At 70.4% G+C, this 21,003-nt stretch carries 17 protein-coding genes; 6 read left to right on the forward strand and 11 right to left on the reverse strand.

Annotated features, from left to right (window positions below):
- Nucleotides 1–159 precede the first annotated feature (159 nt).
- Together MRBLMI12_RS20370 and MRBLMI12_RS20375 are read right to left on the reverse strand one after the other, a co-directional pair.
- Nucleotides 160–2,295: an alpha-galactosidase gene (locus MRBLMI12_RS20370; protein ID WP_363357995.1), complete on the reverse strand. Its 2,136-nt coding sequence runs from the start codon at nucleotides 2,293–2,295 to the stop codon at nucleotides 160–162.
- Complete coding sequence (locus MRBLMI12_RS20375) at nucleotides 2,292–3,314, reverse strand: LacI family DNA-binding transcriptional regulator (protein ID WP_363357996.1); 1,023 nt, start codon at nucleotides 3,312–3,314, stop codon at nucleotides 2,292–2,294. The genes MRBLMI12_RS20370 and MRBLMI12_RS20375 overlap by 4 nt, the downstream gene beginning before the upstream one ends.
- Before the next feature lie 291 nt (nucleotides 3,315–3,605).
- On the opposite strand from MRBLMI12_RS20375, the gene MRBLMI12_RS20380 reads away from it, so the two are divergent.
- The 6 genes from MRBLMI12_RS20380 to MRBLMI12_RS20405 are packed head-to-tail and all read left to right on the forward strand — an operon-like array spanning nucleotide 3,606 to nucleotide 11,241.
- Nucleotides 3,606–4,922: an ABC transporter substrate-binding protein gene (locus tag MRBLMI12_RS20380; protein WP_363357997.1), complete on the forward strand. Its 1,317-nt coding sequence runs from the start codon at nucleotides 3,606–3,608 to the stop codon at nucleotides 4,920–4,922.
- Nucleotides 4,923–4,942: 20 nt separating this feature from the next.
- A complete protein-coding gene (locus MRBLMI12_RS20385) occupies nucleotides 4,943–5,935 on the forward strand; it encodes a carbohydrate ABC transporter permease (RefSeq protein WP_363357998.1) in 993 nt (330 codons plus the stop codon).
- The gene (locus MRBLMI12_RS20390; RefSeq protein WP_363357999.1) at nucleotides 5,932–6,834 is read left to right on the forward strand and encodes a carbohydrate ABC transporter permease; all 903 of its coding nucleotides are present in this window, start codon (nucleotides 5,932–5,934) and stop codon (nucleotides 6,832–6,834) included. Before MRBLMI12_RS20385 ends, MRBLMI12_RS20390 begins: the two co-directional genes overlap by 4 nt.
- Complete coding sequence (locus MRBLMI12_RS20395; RefSeq protein ID WP_363358000.1) at nucleotides 6,795–9,335, forward strand: glycoside hydrolase family 2 protein; 2,541 nt, start codon at nucleotides 6,795–6,797, stop codon at nucleotides 9,333–9,335. Before MRBLMI12_RS20390 ends, MRBLMI12_RS20395 begins: the two co-directional genes overlap by 40 nt.
- Nucleotides 9,332–10,315, forward strand: a complete 984-nt coding sequence (locus MRBLMI12_RS20400) for a glycoside hydrolase family 113 (RefSeq protein WP_404910271.1) — start codon at nucleotides 9,332–9,334, stop codon at nucleotides 10,313–10,315. Before MRBLMI12_RS20395 ends, MRBLMI12_RS20400 begins: the two co-directional genes overlap by 4 nt.
- On the forward strand, nucleotides 10,312–11,241 hold the full coding sequence (locus tag MRBLMI12_RS20405) for an N-acetylglucosamine kinase (RefSeq protein ID WP_363358001.1): 930 nt from the start codon (nucleotides 10,312–10,314) through the stop codon (nucleotides 11,239–11,241). The genes MRBLMI12_RS20400 and MRBLMI12_RS20405 overlap by 4 nt, the downstream gene beginning before the upstream one ends.
- Before the next feature lie 205 nt (nucleotides 11,242–11,446).
- Here the strand turns inward: MRBLMI12_RS20405 and MRBLMI12_RS20410 are convergent, their stop codons facing one another.
- The 9 genes from MRBLMI12_RS20410 to MRBLMI12_RS20450 all read right to left on the reverse strand — a co-directional run bounded on the left by MRBLMI12_RS20410 (nucleotide 11,447) and on the right by MRBLMI12_RS20450 (nucleotide 20,962).
- Entirely contained in the window at nucleotides 11,447–13,261 is a 1,815-nt protein-coding gene (locus tag MRBLMI12_RS20410) for an ABC transporter ATP-binding protein (protein WP_349426653.1), read from the reverse strand.
- Nucleotides 13,258–15,096, reverse strand: a complete 1,839-nt coding sequence (locus MRBLMI12_RS20415) for an ABC transporter ATP-binding protein (RefSeq protein WP_349426652.1) — start codon at nucleotides 15,094–15,096, stop codon at nucleotides 13,258–13,260. The genes MRBLMI12_RS20410 and MRBLMI12_RS20415 overlap by 4 nt, the downstream gene beginning before the upstream one ends.
- A 465-nt stretch (nucleotides 15,097–15,561) precedes the next feature.
- Nucleotides 15,562–16,074: a methylated-DNA--[protein]-cysteine S-methyltransferase gene (locus MRBLMI12_RS20420; protein ID WP_363358003.1), complete on the reverse strand. Its 513-nt coding sequence runs from the start codon at nucleotides 16,072–16,074 to the stop codon at nucleotides 15,562–15,564.
- Nucleotides 16,071–17,765: a DNA-3-methyladenine glycosylase 2 family protein gene (locus MRBLMI12_RS20425; RefSeq protein ID WP_363358004.1), complete on the reverse strand. Its 1,695-nt coding sequence runs from the start codon at nucleotides 17,763–17,765 to the stop codon at nucleotides 16,071–16,073. The genes MRBLMI12_RS20420 and MRBLMI12_RS20425 overlap by 4 nt, the downstream gene beginning before the upstream one ends.
- A gap of 87 nt (nucleotides 17,766–17,852) precedes the next feature.
- Nucleotides 17,853–18,521 (reverse strand): hypothetical protein, encoded by a 669-nt coding sequence (locus MRBLMI12_RS20430; protein WP_363358005.1) that lies wholly within the window; start codon nucleotides 18,519–18,521, stop codon nucleotides 17,853–17,855.
- A 10-nt stretch (nucleotides 18,522–18,531) separates the two neighbouring features.
- Complete coding sequence (locus MRBLMI12_RS20435; RefSeq protein WP_363358006.1) at nucleotides 18,532–19,158, reverse strand: hypothetical protein; 627 nt, start codon at nucleotides 19,156–19,158, stop codon at nucleotides 18,532–18,534.
- Nucleotides 19,159–19,162: 4 nt separating this feature from the next.
- Nucleotides 19,163–20,290: a hypothetical protein gene (locus MRBLMI12_RS20440; RefSeq protein WP_363358007.1), complete on the reverse strand. Its 1,128-nt coding sequence runs from the start codon at nucleotides 20,288–20,290 to the stop codon at nucleotides 19,163–19,165.
- Nucleotides 20,287–20,589, reverse strand: coding sequence for a hypothetical protein (locus tag MRBLMI12_RS20445; protein WP_347978301.1), 303 nt, complete (start codon nucleotides 20,587–20,589; stop codon nucleotides 20,287–20,289). The genes MRBLMI12_RS20440 and MRBLMI12_RS20445 overlap by 4 nt, the downstream gene beginning before the upstream one ends.
- A gap of 85 nt (nucleotides 20,590–20,674) precedes the next feature.
- Nucleotides 20,675–20,962 (reverse strand): WXG100 family type VII secretion target, encoded by a 288-nt coding sequence (locus MRBLMI12_RS20450; protein ID WP_308868145.1) that lies wholly within the window; start codon nucleotides 20,960–20,962, stop codon nucleotides 20,675–20,677.
- Nucleotides 20,963–21,003: the final 41 nt, after the last annotated feature.

Genomic DNA, 21,003 nt, shown 5'->3' on the forward strand with positions numbered 1-21,003 from the left:
ATCCGTCTCCCCGTGTCCTCGGCCCGTCCATGACACTCCATAAGCCGCTCCGACCCGGCATCCATCTCCGTCCGCTCGGGGGTCACAACACGCGGTGACGCCGCGGACGAAGCCACCAATTGCGACCCCCGAACGAGCGAGCTTGCGAGACGAAGCGCGTCAGCGCGCCTCGAGGTGCAGGACGAACGCCTGCAGCGGCCACAGCGTCGGCAGCTGAAGACCGACCTCGGCGAGCAGCGAGCCCGGGAGTTCGATCTCGCCCGCGGTGAACCACTCCGGCGCGATCCATCCGTACTCGGCGGCGCCGATCTCGCGACGCACGCGCACGCGATAGCGGCGGTCGGGGTCGAGCCCGGGCAGCCGCAGCCGTTCGGCGCGCGCGTCCTCGAGACTGGCCACCGTCGCGGCGACGACGACGGCCGCATCCGCTCCGACGTACGCGGTCACGCGCCAGGCCGGATCCCGCAGTTCAGGGTGGAGCACCCGCCCGCTGTGGACGATGGGCCGCAGCTCTTTGTACAGCGCCGCGAAGCGGGTGATCGCGGCGGTCTCGTCCGCGTCGCACGACAGGATGTCCCATTCGAAGCCCGCGGAGCCCATGAGGCTCGTCGCCATCCGGTACGACAGCGCCGTGGTGCGGCCCGAGGAATGCGAGGTCGTCGGACCGACGTGCGCGCCGACGAGCTCGGGCGGCAGCAGCAGACCGGTCCAGCGCTGGATGTCCTGCCGCTCCACCGGGTCGTTGGAGTCGCTCGCCCACACGCGGTCGGTGACGTCGAGGATGCCGAGGTCGGTGCGCGCACCCCCGCTCGAGCACGACTCGATCTCGAGCGACGGGTGCGCCGTCTTCAGCTCCGCGAGCAGGGCGTACACCGCCGTCATCTGCGCGTGCCCGCCGGGGCGCCCGGCGTGCACGCTCTCGACGAGGTCGCGGTTGTGGTCCCACTTGATGAAGTCGATGCCGAGCTCGGTCACGAGCGCGTCGATCTGGCCGAAGACGTGGGCGTAGGCATCCGGATCCGCGAGGTCGATGACATACTGCCCCCGCCACGACAGCGCCGCGTCGTGGTCGACGTGCCGCGGATCGTGCAGCAGCCAGTCGGGGTGGGCGCGTGCGACGTCGGAGTCGAGGCTGATCATCTCGGGCTCGAACCACAGCCCGAACTGCAGGCCGAGCTCGTGCACGCGATCGGCGAGCGGGCCGAGGCCGTCGGGCCACACGGTCCGGTCGACGATCCAGTCGCCGAGGCTCGTCGAGTCGTCGCGGCGCCCCTGGAACCAGCCGTCATCGAGCACGAACCTCTCGATCCCCACCTCGGCGGCGCGCTCGGCGAGCGCGGCGAGCCGCGCCGGATCGTGGTCGAAGTACACCGCCTCCCAGGTGTTGAGGACGAGCGGGCGCGGGGAGGACGGATGCTGGGACCGGCCCCGCAGCCACGTGTGCACGCGGTGCGCGAAGCCGTCGAGCCCTTCGGTCGTGTGCACGAACGCCGCCCGGGGCGCGCGGTACTCGTCGCCCGGGCCGAGCCGGATCTCGCCCGGGCGCAGCAGCTCGCCGGCGCCGATGAGGGTCACAGCTTCGGTCACGCGGTCGACGCGGGTCGTGAGGTCGCTGGACCATGCGAGATGGACGCCCCACAGCGCGCCGTCGTCCCAGCGCGGAGCGCCGACGGCCGCGATCGCAGCGACGGGACTGTCGTGCCCAGGGCGTCCTCTCCGTGACTGCCGCACGATGGCCCCGGCGGGCATCGGCGTCACGACCGGGCGCTTCTCGCGCGTCCACCGGCCGTCGAAGGTCAGCAGCGTGTCGGTCGTCGACGGCACGGGAAGGGTCGCCTCGAGCCAGTCGACGTCGACGGCCGCGGCATCCGACTCTCCCTCGTGCGTGAGCACGTGCTGCACCCACAGCACCCCGCCGCGCTCGATGCCGATCGTGATCGACAGACGCAGAGCGGATGCCGCGTCCTGCGCCGTGACGGTCAGCGAGGTGTCGTCGGGCTCGACGCCGGTGACGCTCCAGCGCGGGTGGTGCACCACCCCGTCGCGGCGCAGCTGCATGCCGGGCCGGCCGCTCCAGCCGTCCGCCTCCTGCGGCGACAGCGACAGCTGCCACGCGGCGTCCAGCGTGCCGGGAGGGGTCTGCCTGCTCAGCGCCCGGGCGAGGGCCTCGGCATCGGCATCCGTGATCCGTCCCACCGCCGCACCCCAGTGCAGCACGCGCGGAAGACCCGCACCGCGGGCGTCGACGATCACGCCGACGCCCTCGTTCTCGAGACGGATGAAGCCGGAAGTCATGCAGGGGTCCTTTCCACAGGGGGTCGCTCGCCGGTGCCCCGCTCGACGATCCACGTCGGCATCTCGAGCTGACGTGTGAAGCCGGCCGGGTCCTGCATGCGCTCGATGGCGAGCGTCGCAGCAGCGCGACCGAGCGCGAGCGGGTCGTAGCTGACGACCGTCACCCCCAGCACGTCTGCGGTGTCGAAGTCGTCGAAGCCGACGAGGGCGGTGCTCCGGTCGTCGCGGTCGCGCAGCACGCGGAGCGCGGCGACCGTCACGCGGTTGTTGCCCGTGATGATGGCCGTCGGCGCGTCGCCCTGCGCGAGCAGATCCGCGATGAACCCGTCGGCCGGGGTCGAGAGATCATCGGCGAGGCGCTCCCACCGCGAGGAGTCGACGATGCCGTAGGCGGCGAGCGCGTCGCGGTAGCCCCGTAGGCGCTCGGCCTGCGTGTACACGGATGCCGGATTGCAGATGTAGCCGATGCGGCGATGGCCGCGCTCGAGCAGCCGGGTCGTGGCCTCGAACACGCCGCGGTGGTTCTCCAGGACGATCGAGTCCGCGACGAGGTTGCGCGCCGGGCGGTCGATCGCGATGACCGGCGTGCCGAGGTGTCGTTCGCCCTCGAGGTAGGACTGGTCCTCCGCCACGGGAATGAGCAGGAGCGCCCCGAGCCGCTGACTGAGAAGAGCGTCGGCGACGCGCTCCTCGCCCTCCGCGGTGTCGTCGGTCGTCGCCACGACGAGCGAGTATCCGTTGGCGGCGAGCTCCCGCTCGATGCCGGCGGCGAGCTTGTAATAGAACGGGTTGCTCAGCTCGCCCATGATGAAGCCGATCGTGTTCGTCGGCCCTCCGCGGCGCAGGTTGCGTGCGAGCGGGTTGGGGCGGAAGCGCAGCCGCTTGGCGGCGGCGAGAACGCGTTCGACCGTGTCGGGCGCGACGAGGTCACGGTGCGTGAAGACCCGCGACACCGTCTTAGAGCTCACGCCCGCGAGGCGGGCGACGTCTTCGAGGGTCGCGCGCTGCTGAACCGTCATCGGTGGGGCCTCCTTGCCGGGCGCTTCACGCTAGCACTCCGCCGTCGGTGATGTCTACGTGGGACATTGAAGAGACATTCACCGGTGTCACCAGTGAGCTCTGGAATTTTTCTCCCAGATCAGACAGGTATTCTCGGCAGACAATTCGGAACGGACACGACAAGACAGCGCTGACATCGAACAGTTGCGGAACCGTTTCGAGTGCGTCTAATCTGACGGCGCGACGAACCACGCAACGGTGCGATGACGAGCACCGGCAGTTCAAGGGCGAACCTGACAAGGAGACATCACATGGCGAAGAAGGCACTCGCGGGCATCGCGCTGCTTGCCACCGCCGCGGTCGCGATCAGCGGCTGCGCGGGCGGCGGCGGATCGAGCGACGCGGACAACACGATCGACGGCGACGTGAAGGGCGACATCAAGGTCGTCACGTGGCGCACCGACCTGGTCGAGGACGGCACGTTCGACAAGTACGCCGAGGAGTTCAACAAGCAGTACCCCGACGTCAACGTCACATTCGAGGGCATCACCGATTACGCCGGCGAGATGCTCACCCGCATGAGCACCACCAATTATGGCGACGTCATCGGCATCCCGGCGATCCAGCCCGACCAGTACGAGCAGTTCCTCGAGCCTCTGGGCGACACCGCCGACTTCGAGGACACCTACCGGTTCCTGCCGGCCGCCAGCTTCGACGGCACCCAGTACGGCATCGCCTTCGGCGGCAACGCGAACGGCGTCGTCTACAACAAGAAGGTCTTCGAAGAGGCCGGCGTCAGCGACCTGCCCACCACGGAAGACGAGTGGCTCGACGCACTGCAGAAGGTCGCCGACAACACCGACGCGATCCCGATGTACACCAACTACAAGGACGGCTGGCCGCTGACCCAGAGCTTCGGCAACCTCGGCGCGATCACCGACGACGCAGATGCACCGATCACGCTCGCCGAAGACCCGGCGCCCTGGACCGAGGGCACCGACATCTACGCGATCGACGGGCTGCTGTACGACACCGTCGCGGCCGGGCTCACCGAGGACGACCCGCTGACCACCAACTGGGAGCAGTCGAAGGTCGACCTGGGCACCGGCAAGATCGCCACCATGCCGCTGGGGTCCTGGGCCATCTCGCAGATGCAGGCCGCCGCCGAGGACAACGGCGGCTCGGCCGACGACATCGGCTTCATGGCGTTCCCCGCGAACGTCGACGGCACGCAGCTCGCCGTGATCGGCGGCGACTACAACCTGGCCGTGAGCAAGCACTCCAAGGCCAAGGCGGCCGCGTGGGCGTGGATCCAGTGGGTCGTCGCCGACTCGGGCTACACCGAGGCGCAGGGCATGGTCTCCCCGCTCAAGGATGCCGCGCTGCCCGACTCGCTGACCGACTTCGAGGCCGCCGGCGTCGAGCTCATGGAGATCAACCCGGCGCCCGCCGGCAAGGAGGGCCTGCTCAACGAGGTCTCCAGCGACTCGCAGATCGACCTGTACGGCCCGATCTACCGCCAGAAGCTCGTCGACGTCGCCCGCGGCGCCGCCGACGGCGACAAGGACAGCTACTTCGCCGAGCTGAACGAGCGCTGGGGCGCATCGGTCGAGAAGCTCGCCGGCTGAGCGGACGGGACGGCAGCGACATGGCCATTGCGACACCCGGTGCGGCTCCGGCGGATGCCCCTGCCGTCCTCTCCGCGCCCCTGCGGGCGCGCCGGTTCGGCGGGGGATCCCGCCGAACCGGCCGCCGGCGGGGCGGCTCCGCCGGGCGGAGCCTCCTGCAGCACCTCACCCCGTGGTTCTTCCTGGCCGCGGCGGTGGGACTGCTGCTGCTGTTCACCTACTGGCCGGCCCTGAACCTCTTCTACTTCAGCGTCACCGACTGGGACGGCATCGACCTCCAGAAGAACTTCGTCGGCCTCGACAACTACGTGCAGGTGTTCACCGACCCGCGCATCTTCTCGGTGTTCGGCGTCAGCCTGTACTACTTCTTCGCGTCGTTCGCGCAGATGGCGATCGCGCTGTACTTCGCCACGCTCCTCAGCTTCTCGACGCGCTTCTCGAACCTCTTCCGCGGCATCCTGTTCTTCCCGTACCTCATCAACGGCGTCGCGATCGGGTTCGTCTTCCTCTACCTGTTCCAGCCGGGCGGCACGCTCGACACGGTGCTGAGCTGGTTCGGCGTTGCCGACCCGCCGCAGTGGCTGGGCAACCCCGACGTGGTCAACTGGTCACTGGCCGGCACCTCGGTGTGGCGCTACACGGGAATGAACTTCGTGCTCTTCCTCGGTGCGATCCAGTCGATTCCGCACGAGCTGTACGAAGCGGCGGATCTGGACGGCGCGACCCGCTGGCAGCAGTTCTGGGCCATCATCTTCCCCGGCATCCGGCGGGTGATCGGCCTCTCGTTCATCCTCGCGATCGCCGGCAGTCTCAGTGTCTTCGAGATCCCCTTCATCATGACCGGCGGCGCCAACGGATCGGCGACGTTCGTCATCCAGACGCTGCAGACCGCCTTCAGCTTCCGGCAGGTCGGTCTCGCATCAGCGATGGCCGTCGTGCTGCTGGCGATCGTGCTGGTGATCACGTGGATCCAGCGCAAGGTGTTCCCCGACGAGAAGGTCGACCTGACATGACCACCACAGAACCACAGCGCACGATGCCGTTGCGCACCACTCCCCCGCGCACGATCAAGGGCCGTTCCCTCGGCGAGCGCCTCCGCGGCGTCAGCGCGACCACGGCGAAGTACCTCAGCCTGATCATCGCGTCGGTGCTGACGCTGCTGCCCCTGTCGGTGCTGCTGTTCGCGAGCCTCAAGACCGCGCCCGAATACGCCCAGACCGGTCCGTTCGACCCGCCCGAGAACTGGCTCAACTTCGACAACTTCGTGACGGCGTTCACGAGCGGCGAGATGCTCGAGGGCTTCGTCAACACGACGATCGTGCTCGTGGTGTCGCTGGCAGGCACGATCTTCATCGGCACCATGGCCGCCTACGCGCTCGACCGGTTCGCGTTCCGCGGCAAGAAGCTCGTGTTCGGCCTGTTCCTGGTCGCCACGCTGATCCCCAGCGTGACCAGTCAGGTGGCGACCTTCCAGCTCATCAACGGACTCGGCCTCTACGACACCAAGGCCGCGCTGATCCTGCTGTTCATGGGCACGGACATCATCGCCATCTACCTGTTCATCCAGTTCATGCAGTCGATCCCGATCTCCCTCGACGAGGCGGCGATGATCGACGGCGCGAACCGGTGGACGATCTACTGGCGCATCGTGCTGCCCCTGCTGCGACCCGCGATCGCGACGGTCGTCATCATCAAGGGCATCGCGGTGTACAACGAGTTCTACGCACCATTCCTCTACCTGCCGTCCGAAGGACTGATCTCCACGTCGCTGTTCCGGTTCAAGGGACCGTTCGGCGCCCAGTGGGAGGTCATCTCCGCCGGCACCGTCCTCGTCATCATCCCGACCCTCGTCGCCTTCCTGCTGCTGCAGCGATGGATCTACAAGGGCCTCACCGCAGGAGCCGTCAAGTGACCACCGCCCTCTCGTTCCGCCCGCTCGACTCGGGCTGGACCCTCCGCGCCGCCGCCGGACCGGCACCGGACGGACTCGCCGGCGACGTCGCCGCGACGGTCCCCGGCTGCGTGCACACCGACCTCTTGGCCGCGGGACTCATCCCCGATCCGTTCCTCGACGACAACGAGTCCGCGCTCGCGTGGATCGGCCTGGTCGACTGGACGTACGCGACCACGTTCACATGGACCGCGGATGCCGCAGACCGCACGGATCTCGTGTTCGAAGGGCTCGACACGGTGGCGACCATCCTGCTCAACGGCAGTGAGATCGGGGCGACGGCCAACCAGCACCGCTCCTACCGGTTCGATGTGCGCGGCGCACTCGTCGAGGGCGACAACGACCTCGTCGTGCGCTTCCGCTCGCCCGTCAAGTACGCCAACGAGCAGAGCGCCGCTCTCGGGGTACGGCAGCGCCCGTACCCGCTCCCCTACGACGCCATCCGCAAGTCGGCGTGCAGCTTCGGCTGGGACTGGGGCATCGCGACGTACACCAGCGGCATCGTCAAGCCGGTCGGCCTGGAGTCCTGGTCGCTCGCGCGCCTGGCGCAGACGCGCGTGGTCGCGACGCCGTCGGGCGACGGCGGCACGATCGAGGTCGATGTGGAGATCGAGCGCGCGGCCGAGGCATCCGTCCCCCTCTCAGTGAGCGTCGCCGTGAACGGACCCGGACTGGGCGACGGCTCGCTTCCGTCCACCGTCGTCGAGTTCGAGGGCGATCGTGCGCACGTGCGACTGGACCTGCCGGCCGTCGAGCGCTGGTGGCCCGCGGGCTACGGCGAGCAGCCGCTGTACGTCGTGGACGTCCGGCTGCAGGGCGGCGACGGCCCGGATCCGCTGGATGCCGTGCACCGCGTCGTCGGCTTCCGCGACGTGCGCTGGGACATGACCCCCGACGAGTCGGGGACGCCGTTCACACTGGTCGTCAACGACCAGCCCGTGTTCGTGAAGGGCGTGAACTGGATCCCCGACGACGCCCTCACGGTGCGGGTCACCCGCGACCGGCTGCGGCGCCGCTTCGAGCAGGCGCTCGACGCCAACCTCAACCTCATCCGCGTGTGGGGCGGCGGACTCTACGAGTCCGACGACTTCTACGAGCTCGCCGACGAGCTGGGACTGCTGGTCTGGCAGGACTTCCTGTTCGCGTGCGCCGCCTACGCCGAGGAGGAGCCGCTGCGCTCCGAGGTCGAGGCGGAGGCGCGCGAGAACATCGTGCGGCTCGGCCACCATGCCTCGCTCGTGCTGCTCACCGGCAACAACGAGAACCTGTGGGGCTACGAGGACTGGGGCTGGAAGCAGCGCCTGGACGGCAAGACCTGGGGCGCCCACTACTACTACGAGCTGTTCCCCGCGCTGGTCGCCGAGCTCGCCGCGCACGTCCCGTACGCGCCCGGAAGCCCGTTCAGCCCCGGCATGGGCTGGGATGGCACGGCGCAGACCGGGCCGCACCCCAACGACGAGCAGCACGGCTCCATGCACCTGTGGGAGCAGTGGAACCGGCTCGACTGGACGACGTACCGCGACCACAGGCCCCGGTTCGTCGCCGAGTTCGGCTGGCAGGGCCCCCCTGCGTGGAGCACCCTCGTCCGCTCCATCAGCGACGACCCGCTCACCCCTGAATCGCCCGGCATGATCGTGCATCAGAAGGCGATGGAGGGCAACACCAAGCTCACGAACGGCCTGATCCCCCACTTCCGGATGCCGGAGGCCATGGAGGACTGGCATTGGGCGATGCAGCTCAACCAGGCGCTGGCCGTGCGCACGGCGCTCGAGCACTTCCGCTCATGGGCGCCGCACACCCAGGGCGCGATCGTCTGGCAGCTGAACGACTGCTGGCCGGTGACGTCGTGGGCGGCCATCGACGGAGACGAGCGCCCGAAGCCCCTGTACTACGCGCTGAAGAACGCGTTCGCCCCGCGTCTGGCGACCGTGCAGCCGCGTGACGGCGGGCTCGCGGCCGTGCTCGTGAACGACACCGCCGAGGCCTGGGAGGGCGAGCTCCTCGCGCGCCGCGTCGGGTTCGCGGGCGACGAGCTCGCCCGGTTCACCACGCCGGTCTCGCTCGCACCGCGCGAGACGGTCACCGTTCCTCTCCCCACCGACGTCGTCACGCCCGGCGACGCGGCGAGCGAGCTCGTCGTCGCCGGCGTCGACGACGTGCGCGGCCACTGGTTCTTCGCCGAGCCGCGCGAGTCGGAGCTCAGCGCCGCGCGTGTCGAGCTCCGCACCGAGCCCACCGCGGGCGGCACGCTGGTCTCGCTCACCGCGGGCTCCCTGGTGCGCGACCTCACCCTGCTGGTCGACAAGGTCGATCCGGGCGCCGTCGCATCCGACGCGCTCGTGACGCTGCTGCCCGGCGAGAGCACGACGCTGCTCGTGCGACACGACGGCGACGCGCTCGCGGCATCCGCGCTCTCCGATCCTCGGGTGCTGCGCACGGCCAACGAGCTGGTCGCGTCGTGACCGCCGAGACCGCCCAGGCGCTCGGTTCGTACGTGGCCGGAATGACCTGGGGCTGGACCGGCGTGCGCGGCACGTGGGCGACGCCCGCGGCATCCCACTCCCTGCGGGCTATGGCCGACCACGGCGTGAACTGGACGGCGATCGCGTACTCCGCCCTGCAGGACACGGCGCAGTCGACCGAGGTGCCCTTCCGGGAGGCGCCGACCGTGACCGACGAGGAGGTCGTCTGGGCCATCCGCGAGGCGAAGGCGCTCGGGCTGAAGGTGTGCCTCAAGCCCGTCGTCAACGTCGCCGACGGCACGTGGCGCGCGTACATCGGGTTCTTCGACCAGGATGTGCCCGGAGAGCCGACGTGGGGAGAGTGGTTCGCGTCGTACCGCGAGTTCATCGTGCACGCGGCGCGGATCGCCGAGGCCGAGGGCTGTGAGATGCTCTGCGTCGGCTGCGAGATGGTGCGCGCCGACGCCCGCGAGGCCGAGTGGCGCGCGCTCATCGCCGACGTGCGCGCCGAGTTCTCGGGCATCGTCACCTACAACTGCGACAAGTACCAGGAGGACCGCCTCTCGTGGTGGGACGCGGTCGACGTCGTCACGTCCAGTGGCTACTACCCCCTCGACCGATGGGATGCCGAACTCGACCGCATCGAGCGGGCCGTTGCCGAGACGGGCAAGCCGTTCTTCTTCATGGAGGCCGGCTGCCCCTCGCGCGAGGGCTCGCCGGACCGTCCCAACGACTGGTCGCTGCCCGGCGCCCCGTCAGGTGCGGCGCAACTGCGCTACTACGAGGCGATGTTCGCCGCCTGCGACGCGCGCCCGTGGGTGCGCGGGTTCATGCTGTGGGATTGGCCGCCCCGGCTCTACGCGGCCGACGAGGCGGCTGCGAACGACGACTACTGCCCGTACGGCAAGCCCGCCGGCGAGTTCCTCCGCGACGCGTACCGTCTGCGCGCGAGTGGCGCAGGGATGGGGCAGCAGCCATGACCGAGCGCACGGAGACAGGCACGGTACTGGCGATCGACGCCGGGCAGACCGGCATCAAGGTGCGGGTGCGGGAGCACGACCTGCTGTTCCCCGGCATCCGCACGCACGAGCAGCTGCTGCCGCAGCTCGCCGCCGTCGCGCACGCCGCGATCGAGCGCACGGGCGCCGAGGTGTCGGTCGTGAGCGCGGGTGTCTCGGGGCTGACGACGAAGGAGGCGGATGCCGCGGCACTCCTCGCCCGCATCGCCGACCCGGCGGTGCACGAGGTGATCCTCGCGCACGACTCGACGACGTCGTTCCTGGGGGCACTCGGCGACAGTCGAGGCGCGGTCGTCGCCGCGGGCACCGGCGTGGTCACGCTCGCGGTCGGCGCGGAGCGCGTCGCCCGCGTCGACGGGTGGGGCTACCTGATGGGCGACGCCGGCAGCGGATACTGGATCGGCCGCGAGGCGCTCGACGCCGTGATGCGGGAGTTCGACGGGCGCGGTCCGGCGACCGCGCTCCGCGCGGTGGCCGAGGAGCGGTGGCCCGACCTCACCCAGGCTTACATCCACCTGCAGTCCGACGACGACCGCGTGAGCGTCGTCGCCTCGTTCGCCGCGCACGTCGCGCGGCTGGCCTCCGACGGCGACGCGGTGTCGCAGAACATCACCGTGCGGGCCGGCGGCGAGCTCGCCCACAGCGTCGAGACCGCGCTGCGCCGGGTGCGCTCCGACGACCCCGACGAGCGCTTCGCGGCCTGCGCCATCGGCGGCGTGTTCCGCTCGCCGCAGCTGCACGAGGCCTTCGCCTCGCACATCGCCGCGAGCGAGCTGAACGTCACGCTCGTCGAGCCACGCGGTCACGGGATCGACGGCGCCGCCGCCCTCGCGGGCCTCGCCCCCCAGCATCCACTCGCCCACGCGGTGTCGGTCGCCCGAGCCTGACGTCCGCGCTGACATCCGCGTTCGACAGGTCAACCGGCCTTCCACAGGAGAACCGCGCACCGTCCATCCTGCGGAAGCCCGGTTGACCTGTTGAGGCGTCGGTTCGCGGGAGTCGGGAGGCGCCGGCACGCGGGAGGAACGGCGGATGCCCCGGCCCTGTGTGGACAGGTGGGCCGGGGCATCCGGGTCTCGCGCTGAGGGCTGGTCAGACCAGCGACTCCCTCCACGCACTGTGGAGCTGGGCGAACTTGCCGTCGCCGCCGATCAGCGCATCGGGGGCGTCGTCCTCGATGATGCGGCCGTGCTCCATGACCAGCACGCGGTCCGCGATCGCGACCGTCGACAGACGGTGCGCGATGATGATCGCGGTGCGGTCGGCGAGCAGGGTCTGCAGGGCATCCTGGATCTGCCGCTCGGACGGCATGTCGAGCGACGCCGTCGCCTCATCGAGGATGAGCACCGCCGGGTTCGCGAGGAAGGCGCGTGCGAACGAGACCAGCTGACGCTGTCCCGCCGAAACACGGCCGCCGCGCTTGTTCACGTCGGTGTCGTAGCCGTCCGGCAGGGCCTCGATGAAGGCATCCGCCCCCACCGCCTTCGCGGCGGCCTTGATCTCGTCGAGCGTCGCGTCGGGCTTGCCGAGCGCGATGTTGTCGGCGACCGTGCCGCTGAAGAGGTAGGCCTCCTGCGTGACCATGACGATCGCTCGGCGCAGGTCCTTCGGGTGCAGGGACCGCAGGTCGACGTCGTCGAGCGTGACCGCGCCCTTCGTCGGGTCGTAGAATCGCGACACGAGCTTGGCGAGCGTCGATTTGCCCGCGCCCGTCGTGCCGACGAGCGCGATCGTCTGCCCGGCGGGGATGTCGAGCGAGAAGTCCGGCAGGATGGTGCGCCCCGTGCCGTATCCGAACTCCACGTTGCGGAACTCGAGGTGGCCCTTCGCCGTCCAGAGGTCGACCGGGTGCTTCGGGTCGGGAACCGTGGGCTCCTCCTCCAGCACGCCCGACACCTTCTCGAGCGCCGCCGTCGCCGATTGGTACGAGTTCAGGAAGAACGCGACCTCCTGCAGCGGAGAGAAGAAGTTGCGGACGTACAGCACCGCCGACAGCAGGAAGCCGATCTCCATCGCGCCGTCCACGACACGGATGCCGCCCCACGCGATCACGACCGCGAGCGTCACCGACGCCACGGCCATGAGCCCCGGCTCGAACGTGCCGAACAGGCGGATCGAGCGCATGTTCACGTCGCGGTAGTCCATCGCCACGGCGCCGAACTCCTCGTCGTTGCGGTCCTCCTTGCGGAAGGCCTTCACGGCGCGGATGCCGGTCATCGTCTCGACGAACTTGACGATCACCTTGGCGCTGATGACGCGGGACTCCCGGTACACCAGCTGCGAGCGCGAGTAGAACCAGCGCATGAGCAGGTACAGCGGAATGCCCATCACCGTCAGGATCACACCGGACTGCCAGTCCACGATGTACAGCGCAGCCAGCGTGAAAGCGCCGTACAGGATGCCGGAGACGAGCTCGTTGAGGCCACCGTCGAGCAGCTCGCGGATGGTGTCGAGGTCGCTCGTCTGACGCGAGATGATGCGGCCCGACGTGTACGACTCGTGGAACTCCAGGCTGAGTCGCTGCGTGTGCAGGAAGATGCGCTTGCGCAGGTCGAGCATGATCGCCTGCGTGAGGCGCGCGGCCACCACGACGTACCAGCCGATGAGGGCGGCACCGCCGATTGCCGTCACCAGGTAGACCAGCACGACGAGGATCGTCGGCATCCAGTCCATCCGCTCCACCGCAGCGGGCAGCGCGTTGTTGATGCCGATACCGATGAGCCAGGGGCCTGCGACGCGCAGCGCGGTCGAGATCACCAGCACGACGCCGGCGAGGATCAGCTGCCCGCGCACCGGTGTGATGAGCGAGCCGAGCAGGCGCAGCGAGCGCCTGCGGATCTCCTTGCTCTCGGCGCGCGTGTAGTCGGAGCGGTCTTCGCCGCTGGTTCCTGTCACTGTGGTGCTCACAGGGTCACCTCCCCCATCGGTTCCTGAGCTTGTCGAGCGGCTTGCATGCGAGCTTCCTCGACCTCGAGACTCGAGATCACGTGTCGGTAGTGGCTGCTGGTGCGCAGCAGCTCGGAGTGCGTGCCTACCGCCGTCACGCGGCCGGCCTCGAGCAGCGCCACGCGATCGGCGAGCATGACGGTCGAGGGGCGGTGCGCCACGACGAGCGCGGTCGTCTCGTGCAGGACCTGCCGAAGAGCATCTTCGACGAGGGCCTCGGTGTCGACGTCGAGCGCCGACAGCGGGTCGTCGAGCACGAGCACAGCCGGGCGGGCGGCGACGGCGCGCGCGAGCGCGAGCCGCTGTCGCTGGCCACCGGAGAGGGACAGCCCCTCTTCGCCGATGATCGTGTCGACGCCGTCGGGCAGCTCATCGACGAATCCCGCCTGGGCGACGTCGAGCGCCTCGCGAAGCACGCGCTCGGCTTCGTCGCTGCCGGGGACGAGGTCCTCGCGGCCGAGCAGCACGTTGTCCCTCACGGTCTGGGAGAAGAGGGTCGCGTCCTCGAACGCCATGCTGATGTGCCGGCGCAGCTCTTTGAGGGTCAGGTCGCGCACGTCCACGCCGTCCAGCGTCACCCGGCCGCCGGTCACGTCGTACAGGCGGGTGGGCAGCGTGGTGAGCGTCGTCTTGCCCGAGCCGGTGAGTCCGACGAGGGCCATGGTCTCGCCCGGGCGGACGGCCAGGTCGATCCCGTCGAGCAGATCGCGCTCGTGGGTCGCCGCATCCTGGTAGCGGAAGTGCGCTCCCTCGAAGACGAGCGCGCCGCGCGGGCGCTCGATCGAGACGGGCTCGACGGGGTCGATGATCGTGTTCTCCTCGTCGAACACCTCGAAGAGGCGGTCGGTCGCGGTGCGCGCGTCCAGCAGGAACGAGAACAGGAAGCCGATGGACTCCATCGGCCAGCGCAGCACCGTGGCCATCGCGAAGAACGCGATGAGCTCTGCACCCTGCAGCTGACCCATGGCGGTCAAGTAGATGCCCGCACCCAGGCACAGCGCGAAGGCGATGTCGGGGAGCAGCACCAGCCAGAACCAGATCCAGCCGACCGCGCGCGCCTTGCGCAGCTCGGTCTCGCGCAGCGTCTCGGCCTGCCGCGTGAAGCGCTGGAGCGCGTGCTTGCCGCGGCCGAAGGCCTTGAGGACACGGATGCCGTGAACGCTCTCCTCGACGGAGGTCGCGAGATCGCCGGCCTGGTCCTGGGACTGTCGCGCGAGGGTTCCGTAGGTCTTCTCGAACCGGTACCCGGCGTACCACAGCGGAGCGGACGTGACGAGGAAGATCGTTCCGAGCAGCCAGTGCCAGCGGAACAGCAGCGCCGTGCCGACGGCGATCGTGAGGACGTTCACGACGAGCAGCACGAGCCCGAAGGCGAGCCAGCGGCGCAGCATGCTGATGTCCTGCATCATGCGGCTGAGCAGCTGACCCGACTGCCAGCGGTCGTGGAACGCGACCGGCAGGCGCTGCAGGCGCGAGTAGAAGGTCTGGCGCAGGTCGTACTCGACCAGGGTCGCGGGCGCCAGCACGAACCAGCGGCGCAGCCAGACCATGCCCGCTTCGGCAAGGCCGAGGAGCAGGATCGCTCCGGCCCCCCACCAGATCGCGGTGATGTCGCCCGAGGCGATGGGGCCTTGGACGATCTGCTCGAGCACGAGCGGGATGGCCAGCGCGAGCAGGCTGGCGAAGAGCGCACTGACGGCGCCCATCGTCAGTCGCGGCAGCACGGGTCTGGCGAAGGGAAGAAGGCGCGCGAGCGCGCGTGGCGTGGAGAGTCTCTCAGCGGAAGACGTAGTCATGATCCTTGACGAGTGGTGTGGCGGGGGCGTTTCGATGCCGCGGGAACGGCGGGGACGGCGCACCGCACAGACAGCGTGCGGGGTCGCCGGAGAGGCGTCCTGTAGGCCAGAACGCGGGAGCTGGTGATCCTATGCCGCGCGGCGTTACGAGCGGCGGCGCCGCGGGTGCGGCGGATCGGCGGAGGTCGGCCCGGGGATTATCCCTCGAGGGCGACGCGCGGCGTCCCGGGAGCAGGCAGGAAGACAATCGGCTTCGTGGTGACGACGGCCTGAGACATGGCTTCCTCCTTGTTCGCGGGACATGAGCCGGGTGCCGCCGAAACGACACGCCAGCCCTCCAGCCTATACCTGAGAATTCCCTGGGCGCAACAAGCGCTTTCCGCCTCCCCGGAAGTTCTTCGCGGGTGCCCCCCGTGGACGCCGCACGCCCCGGAGGGTCCTGGGACGATCCGGGGTGCCGGAGGCTTATGGGATCAGCGCCGGCACCGCGGCCTCGCGGTCGAGCAGCCGCCGCTTGACGGGCAGGCCCCAGGCGAACCCGCCGAGGCTTCCGTCGGTGCGCAGCACGCGATGGCAGGGCACGAACAGGGCTGGGGCGTTGCGGGCGCAGATGGATGCCGCGGCGCGCACGGCGCTCGGAGAGCCGAGCTCGGCGGCGAACTCGCTGTAGGTCAGCGGACGACCGGGGGCGATGCGCCGCAGCGCCGCCCAGCCGGCGAGCTGCATCGGGGTGCCGTGCTGCGCGACCTCGACGTCGTCGATCGCGGCGAGGTCGCCCTCGTAGTAGGCCGCCACAGCGGCGGCGGCATCCGTCTCTCCTGTCTCGACGATCGAGGGGCGCACGCGCTCCGACAGCCGGGCCAGGATCGCCGCAGGGTCGGCGGTCCAGCCCGAGGCGAGCACGCGCCCCGCGTCGTCGGCGAGGAGCGTGAAGGCGCCGTCGGGCGTCTCGAGGGTCTGGATGGTCGCGGTGGTCATGACAAGCCTCCGGTGGTCGATGGGGACGGAGTGGATGGGACGGATGCGTCCGCTCGCGCCTCGCGGAGCGGTCGTGCGGCGCGTGCTCTGGCGGGCGCCCTCGGCGGGACCGCGTTCCAGAGGTGAGCGGTGAGGTAGCTGCGCCACGGCGCGGTGCGGGCAGCCCAGTCGTCGAGCGCGCGCGGCTCGGCGGGGAGCCCGAGAGCGGCGGCGCCCGTGCGGACGGCGACGTCGCCCGGCAGGAAGACGTCGGGGTCGGCGAGCACCCGCATGCGCACGTAGTCGGCGGTCCACGGGCCGATGCCGGGCATCGCCAGGAGGGCTGCCCGCTGCTCGACCGCGTCGTCGCCCGGGGTGAGGGTGAGCGTGCCGTCGACGAGGGCGGCGGCCGCTCCGGTGATCGCACGGATGCGGGCGGCGGGCCCGCGCAGCACCTCTCCCCCGCGCTCGGCGATCGCGGACATCGTCGGGAACAGCCGGACAGGGACAGGCGCGTCCGCTGCGCCGACGCCAGCTGGGTCGGCGGCCGCCGCTTCGGGAGCGGCCGCAGGGGTCCCGGAGAGCATGCCCGCGAAGGCGGGCACCTCCTCGCCGAGCGCCGCGGTCAGCGCCGTGAGCGCCGTGCGTGCGGCCACGACCGTGATCTGCTGGCCGACCATGGCCCGGATGAGCATCTCGTGCGGGTCGGCGGCGCCCGGCACGCGGATGCCCGGAAGACCCGCGACCTGCGGAGCGAGCTGCGGATGCTGCGCCAGCGACTCGTCGACGGCGACCGGGTCGGCATCGAGGTCGAACAGACGCCGCGCACGCGTGACGAGGGTCGACAGATCCGCGAGGTTCGTCATCGCCGCGCGCAGGCGGACACGGCCCACGTCGTCCAGGCGGAGCTCGAACCATGACGGCCCGTGGGGAAGACGCAGCGTGCGGGCGAACGTCGAGGCGGTGGCCGCCTCGGCGCCCGGCACGGCACGGGCGGCCATCCATGCGAAGAGACCCGCGGCATCGAGCGCACCCCGGTGCGGGAGCGCCAGGTCGATCGTGACGCCGGGCGCGCCCTGCGCGGGCGCAGCGGCCTGCCGTTCGCCGGGTCGCGACAGCCGTCGCCGCGCGCGGAGCTCGAGCGGCGGCATCCCGAACACCTCGCGGATGGTGTCGTTGAACTGCCGCACACTCGCGAAGCCCGACGAGAAGGCGACGTCGGCGGCCGGCAGATCGGTGCCCACGAGCAGCATGCGGGCCGTCTGCGCCCGGTGCGCGCGGCTGAGGGCCAGGGGTCCGGCACCGAGCTCGGTCGTGAGGAGCCGCGTCAGGTGCCGCGGGGAGTAGCCGAGCCGCCGCGCGAGCCCGGGAACGCCCTCGCGCTCGACCACGCCGTCGGCGATGAGGCGCATGGCGCGGCCCGCGGTGTCGCCCCGGAGGTTCCACTGCGGTGAGCCCGGTGCCGCTTCAGGAAGGCACCGCTTGCACGCGCGGTAGCCCGCCTCGTGGGCGGCCGCGCTCGTCGGATAGAACGTGACGTTCGACGGCTTGGGGGTGCGGGCGGGGCAGCTCGGCCGGCAGTAGATGCCCGTGGAGCGGACCGCCGTCACGAACTGCCCGTCGAAGCGCGCATCGCGCGAGTCGATCGCTCGATAGCGCTCGTCGAATGACATGGCGCCGAGGCGCGCGCCGGGTGTCATGGTGAGGCTCATGCCCCTAGCCTGACACGCTCCCCCGACAGCCGCTCGCGGAAATCGGACATGGCTGTGCGGCCTCTCCGAGCCGGGCGGGAGCTCAGCTCAGCGCGGGACGAAGGCGGAGCGGATGCGGTGCCAGAGCGGATCGCCCTCGGCGACCCCGGAGCCGATGCGGAGCACACCGCCCGCCTGGCCGAGCCCGCACGCGAGCGCGATCAGGCCGATCAGGCCCGCGGCGGCCGACAGACCGTTGACGTCACCACCCGCGAGGTCGCGAACCGCGGCCGCGATGCCGAAGATCGCGGTGAGGAACGCCAGCGAGGACGTCAGCAGCCTCACGAGGTTGCGCGGCTCGAGATAGACGGTTCGCGCCTGCACCCACCCGCCGGCGCGGCGCTGACGAGAACCCGCACGGAACGGTGCGCGCAGCCATGCGGCGGCGCTCGTCGTGAGCGCACGTCCGGTGAGCCACAGCCGCACGAGCCCGAACGCCGCGACGCCGGCGAGGATCACCGCGACGACCGTCACCACGAGATCCACGAGCGCGGCGGGGCGTCCCAGCTGCACGATCGCATCCACCATGCCCAGGGCGACGAACACACCGACCGCGGTCACCACGAAGGCGGCGAGCCCGAAGGCCCATCGCGACCACCGCTCGTAGTCGCCGCGGAGCAGCAGCGCGACGCGGTCGGCCTCCGCGACGGTGACGTCATCCGCCGTCGCGCCGCCGATCCAGGGGCGCGATTCCGGCCGGATGAGGGTGAAAGCCATGCACGTCAGATTACGCGGTGCGCTGCGCGGCGCCGGAATCGGCCACCGGCAGCGCCGGCTCGGCACCTTCCGGCAGGACCTGCGTCGTCGACAGCACGAAGGCGGTCAGCAGTGCCAGCTCCGCCCGCTGCGACGGGTCCGAGCACATGCCCATCACGAGGACGGTTCCGCCCTCTTCCGGCAGAAGCAGCTCGCCGACGGTCGCCACGTTCGGGATGCCGCCCGTGAGCAGCCGGCCACTGGCGACGGTGCCGACGCGACCGTCCGGCGCGGTGAAGGTCTCGGCGCCCGCCTTCTCGCCGAAGCGCACGAGGGGGAACAGCCGGTGGAAAGGCGTGCTCGGCACGTCGACGCCGGGCGCCGCGCGCACCACGTTGGTGCACAGGAACGACGCGGCGGGTCGCTCGCCCGCGGTGAGGGAGACGCCCGCGAAGTCGAAGTCGGTTCCCGCGAAAGCGGCGACGCCGGCGCGGAAGCCCTCGACGATCGCCGTCCGCGCCTCGTCGGGGAGCCAGCCCTCACCGCTCGCGAGGTACCAATCCAGCCACTCGTCCGGGGTGCGATCGCCGAACGCCCGGAACTCGATCCAGCCCTGCGGCAGGCGCTGCCAGACGCGGTCACCGGTCGTCGGCGTCATGGGGTCAGAGCTCCTCGTCGGTGCGGGGTCCGTTGCCGCGGATCGTGTTGTCCACGCGCTCCCCCAGGTTCTGCCACGGACCGCTCAGGCTCTCGACGAAGCTCTGGCCGTTGTCGTGCGCGTCCTTGGCCTGCGACGTCATCCAGTAGGTGTTCGAGACCATGTTCTGCATGTTCACGTTGAGCGCGACAGCGAGCGATCCGGCCGCGGTCCCGCCGCCGGCCAGCGCCGGCGTCATGCGCTGGATCGAGGGGATCAGCACCTGCCCGCCCGGACCGATCAGCGACTTCGCCGCCATGCCGAGGGCGCCGCCCGCGAGCATCCCGAGCGCGCCGACCGCGAAGTCCGTCCAGTCCCCACGCCCGGTGAGCGCCTGAAGTCCGTCGATCGCCACCAGGATGCCCGACATGATCAGCGCGACGGCGCCCAGCGCCGGGAAGAAGAGCGACAGGATCGCGATGACGGGAAGCGCCGCCCGGAGGATGTCCTCCAGGATCGGCACCACGTTGTCCATGAGCCAGGCGCCGGTGTCGGCGAGCCACTCCCCGGCGTCGCCGAAGAAGTTCGAGAACGCGTTGCCGGCGTAGTCGTCCAGGATCCCGCCGGCGTCGTTCAGCGAACGCGCGGCCGCAGCGGCCTCGTCGTCGACCTCGGTCTGGAGTGCACGTGCCGCGGCGCGGATCTCCTCGAGCTCGGCGTCGGCGCTGCCGAGCGCGAGCGCCGCATCCGACACCGCGTCGGGATCGGCGTCGTCGTCGTCCTTGTGCTCCAGTGCGGTGGCATGCGCGTTCTCGCACGAAGCGATCCGGGCGGCGGCGGCATCCGCCTCTTCGGCGAGCACGCGTGCGCGCTGCTGGAAGGAGGTGAGCTGGGTGGTCCAGGTGCGGAGCGCGTTCCGCGAGGTCCGCAGGGCCTCGCCGGTGTCCGACAGCTGCGGCCGGAAGTCCTCGCTCACGGAGGCGCGGAACGCCGTGGCGGAGAGGCCGACCCAGTCGGCGTCGTCGCCGCCGTCGAGCATCGACAGAGCGTCGTCGACGCCGTCGCAGCCCGCCGACAGTGCGTCGAGATAGCCGTCGAGCGTCGCGATGTCGCCGGGTGCGGGGTCGAAGCCGAGCGCGGTGAAATCGGTCACGCCGAGCTTCCTTCCTGTGGCACCATGCTCGCGCCGAGCTCGGAGTCCAGTCCCTGGAACGCCTCGAGGATGCCCTCGAGGCCGGCACCGGCGTCCTCCGCGTAGCGTGCGAGCTTCTTCATGCCGCCACCCCACGACCCGTGAAGGTCTTCGAGTCGCCGTCGCAGCTCGTCCTGCGGCACCGCCGAACCCGACACGTTCGCAAGCGCGCCGGTGGCGTCTTCCAGCATCGTCCGCATGTTGGCGTACGCATGCCGGCTCGCGCTCATCGCGTCGAAGTCGATCCTCACGTCCGTCATCGCATTCCCTCCGAAACGGCCCGACCGGAGGCCGCTGCGCGCGGCGCTCCGGTCAGGCTCTCGAGCTTTGTGGCGTGAGCGCGGTTCAGCCGCCGGCGAGCTGCTGGTCGAGGTCCTGGATCGCGCGCATCATGCCGAGCAGCGACTCCGACATGTCGTTGATGCCGTCCACCGCACCCTTCAGACCCGTCGTCAGCTCCGTGTAACCCTCACCGAACTTGCCCGAAGCGTGCTGCGTCTTGAAGTCCTCACCCAGCAGCGTGTCCACCTGGCTCTTCAACGAGTCCAACTGGCCCTGGATGTCATCACGAGCCTGCGACAGCGACGACGCCACCTGCTCCATCTCCGCATACGAAGCACCGAAATCGGCCATCGTCAACTCCCTCACTCAGATTCACGACCCACCCCGGGCCG

The organism is Microbacterium sp. LMI12-1-1.1 (assembly GCF_040676455.1).
Taxonomy (GTDB): Bacteria; Actinomycetota; Actinomycetes; order Actinomycetales; family Microbacteriaceae; genus Microbacterium.

What these genes read in the sequence shown, in the direction of transcription:
- MRBLMI12_RS20430 (WP_363358005.1), bottom strand. Translation starts at nt 18,521, where the DNA reads ATGGCTTTCACCCTCATCCGGCCGGAATCGCGCCCCTGGATCGGCGGC.
- MRBLMI12_RS20415 (WP_349426652.1), bottom strand. Translation starts at nt 15,096, where the DNA reads ATGACTACGTCTTCCGCTGAGAGACTCTCCACGCCACGCGCGCTCGCG.
- MRBLMI12_RS20375 (WP_363357996.1), bottom strand. Translation starts at nt 3,314, where the DNA reads ATGACGGTTCAGCAGCGCGCGACCCTCGAAGACGTCGCCCGCCTCGCG.
- MRBLMI12_RS20395 (WP_363358000.1), top strand. Translation starts at nt 6,795, where the DNA reads ATGGATCTACAAGGGCCTCACCGCAGGAGCCGTCAAGTGACCACCGCC.
- MRBLMI12_RS20445 (WP_347978301.1), bottom strand. Translation starts at nt 20,589, where the DNA reads ATGACGGACGTGAGGATCGACTTCGACGCGATGAGCGCGAGCCGGCAT.
- MRBLMI12_RS20370 (WP_363357995.1), bottom strand. Translation starts at nt 2,295, where the DNA reads ATGACTTCCGGCTTCATCCGTCTCGAGAACGAGGGCGTCGGCGTGATC.
- MRBLMI12_RS20380 (WP_363357997.1), top strand. Translation starts at nt 3,606, where the DNA reads ATGGCGAAGAAGGCACTCGCGGGCATCGCGCTGCTTGCCACCGCCGCG.
- MRBLMI12_RS20435 (WP_363358006.1), bottom strand. Translation starts at nt 19,158, where the DNA reads ATGACGCCGACGACCGGTGACCGCGTCTGGCAGCGCCTGCCGCAGGGC.
- MRBLMI12_RS20385 (WP_363357998.1), top strand. Translation starts at nt 4,943, where the DNA reads ATGGCCATTGCGACACCCGGTGCGGCTCCGGCGGATGCCCCTGCCGTC.
- MRBLMI12_RS20450 (WP_308868145.1), bottom strand. Translation starts at nt 20,962, where the DNA reads ATGGCCGATTTCGGTGCTTCGTATGCGGAGATGGAGCAGGTGGCGTCG.
- MRBLMI12_RS20425 (WP_363358004.1), bottom strand. Translation starts at nt 17,765, where the DNA reads ATGAGCCTCACCATGACACCCGGCGCGCGCCTCGGCGCCATGTCATTC.
- MRBLMI12_RS20405 (WP_363358001.1), top strand. Translation starts at nt 10,312, where the DNA reads ATGACCGAGCGCACGGAGACAGGCACGGTACTGGCGATCGACGCCGGG.
- MRBLMI12_RS20390 (WP_363357999.1), top strand. Translation starts at nt 5,932, where the DNA reads ATGACCACCACAGAACCACAGCGCACGATGCCGTTGCGCACCACTCCC.
- MRBLMI12_RS20420 (WP_363358003.1), bottom strand. Translation starts at nt 16,074, where the DNA reads ATGACCACCGCGACCATCCAGACCCTCGAGACGCCCGACGGCGCCTTC.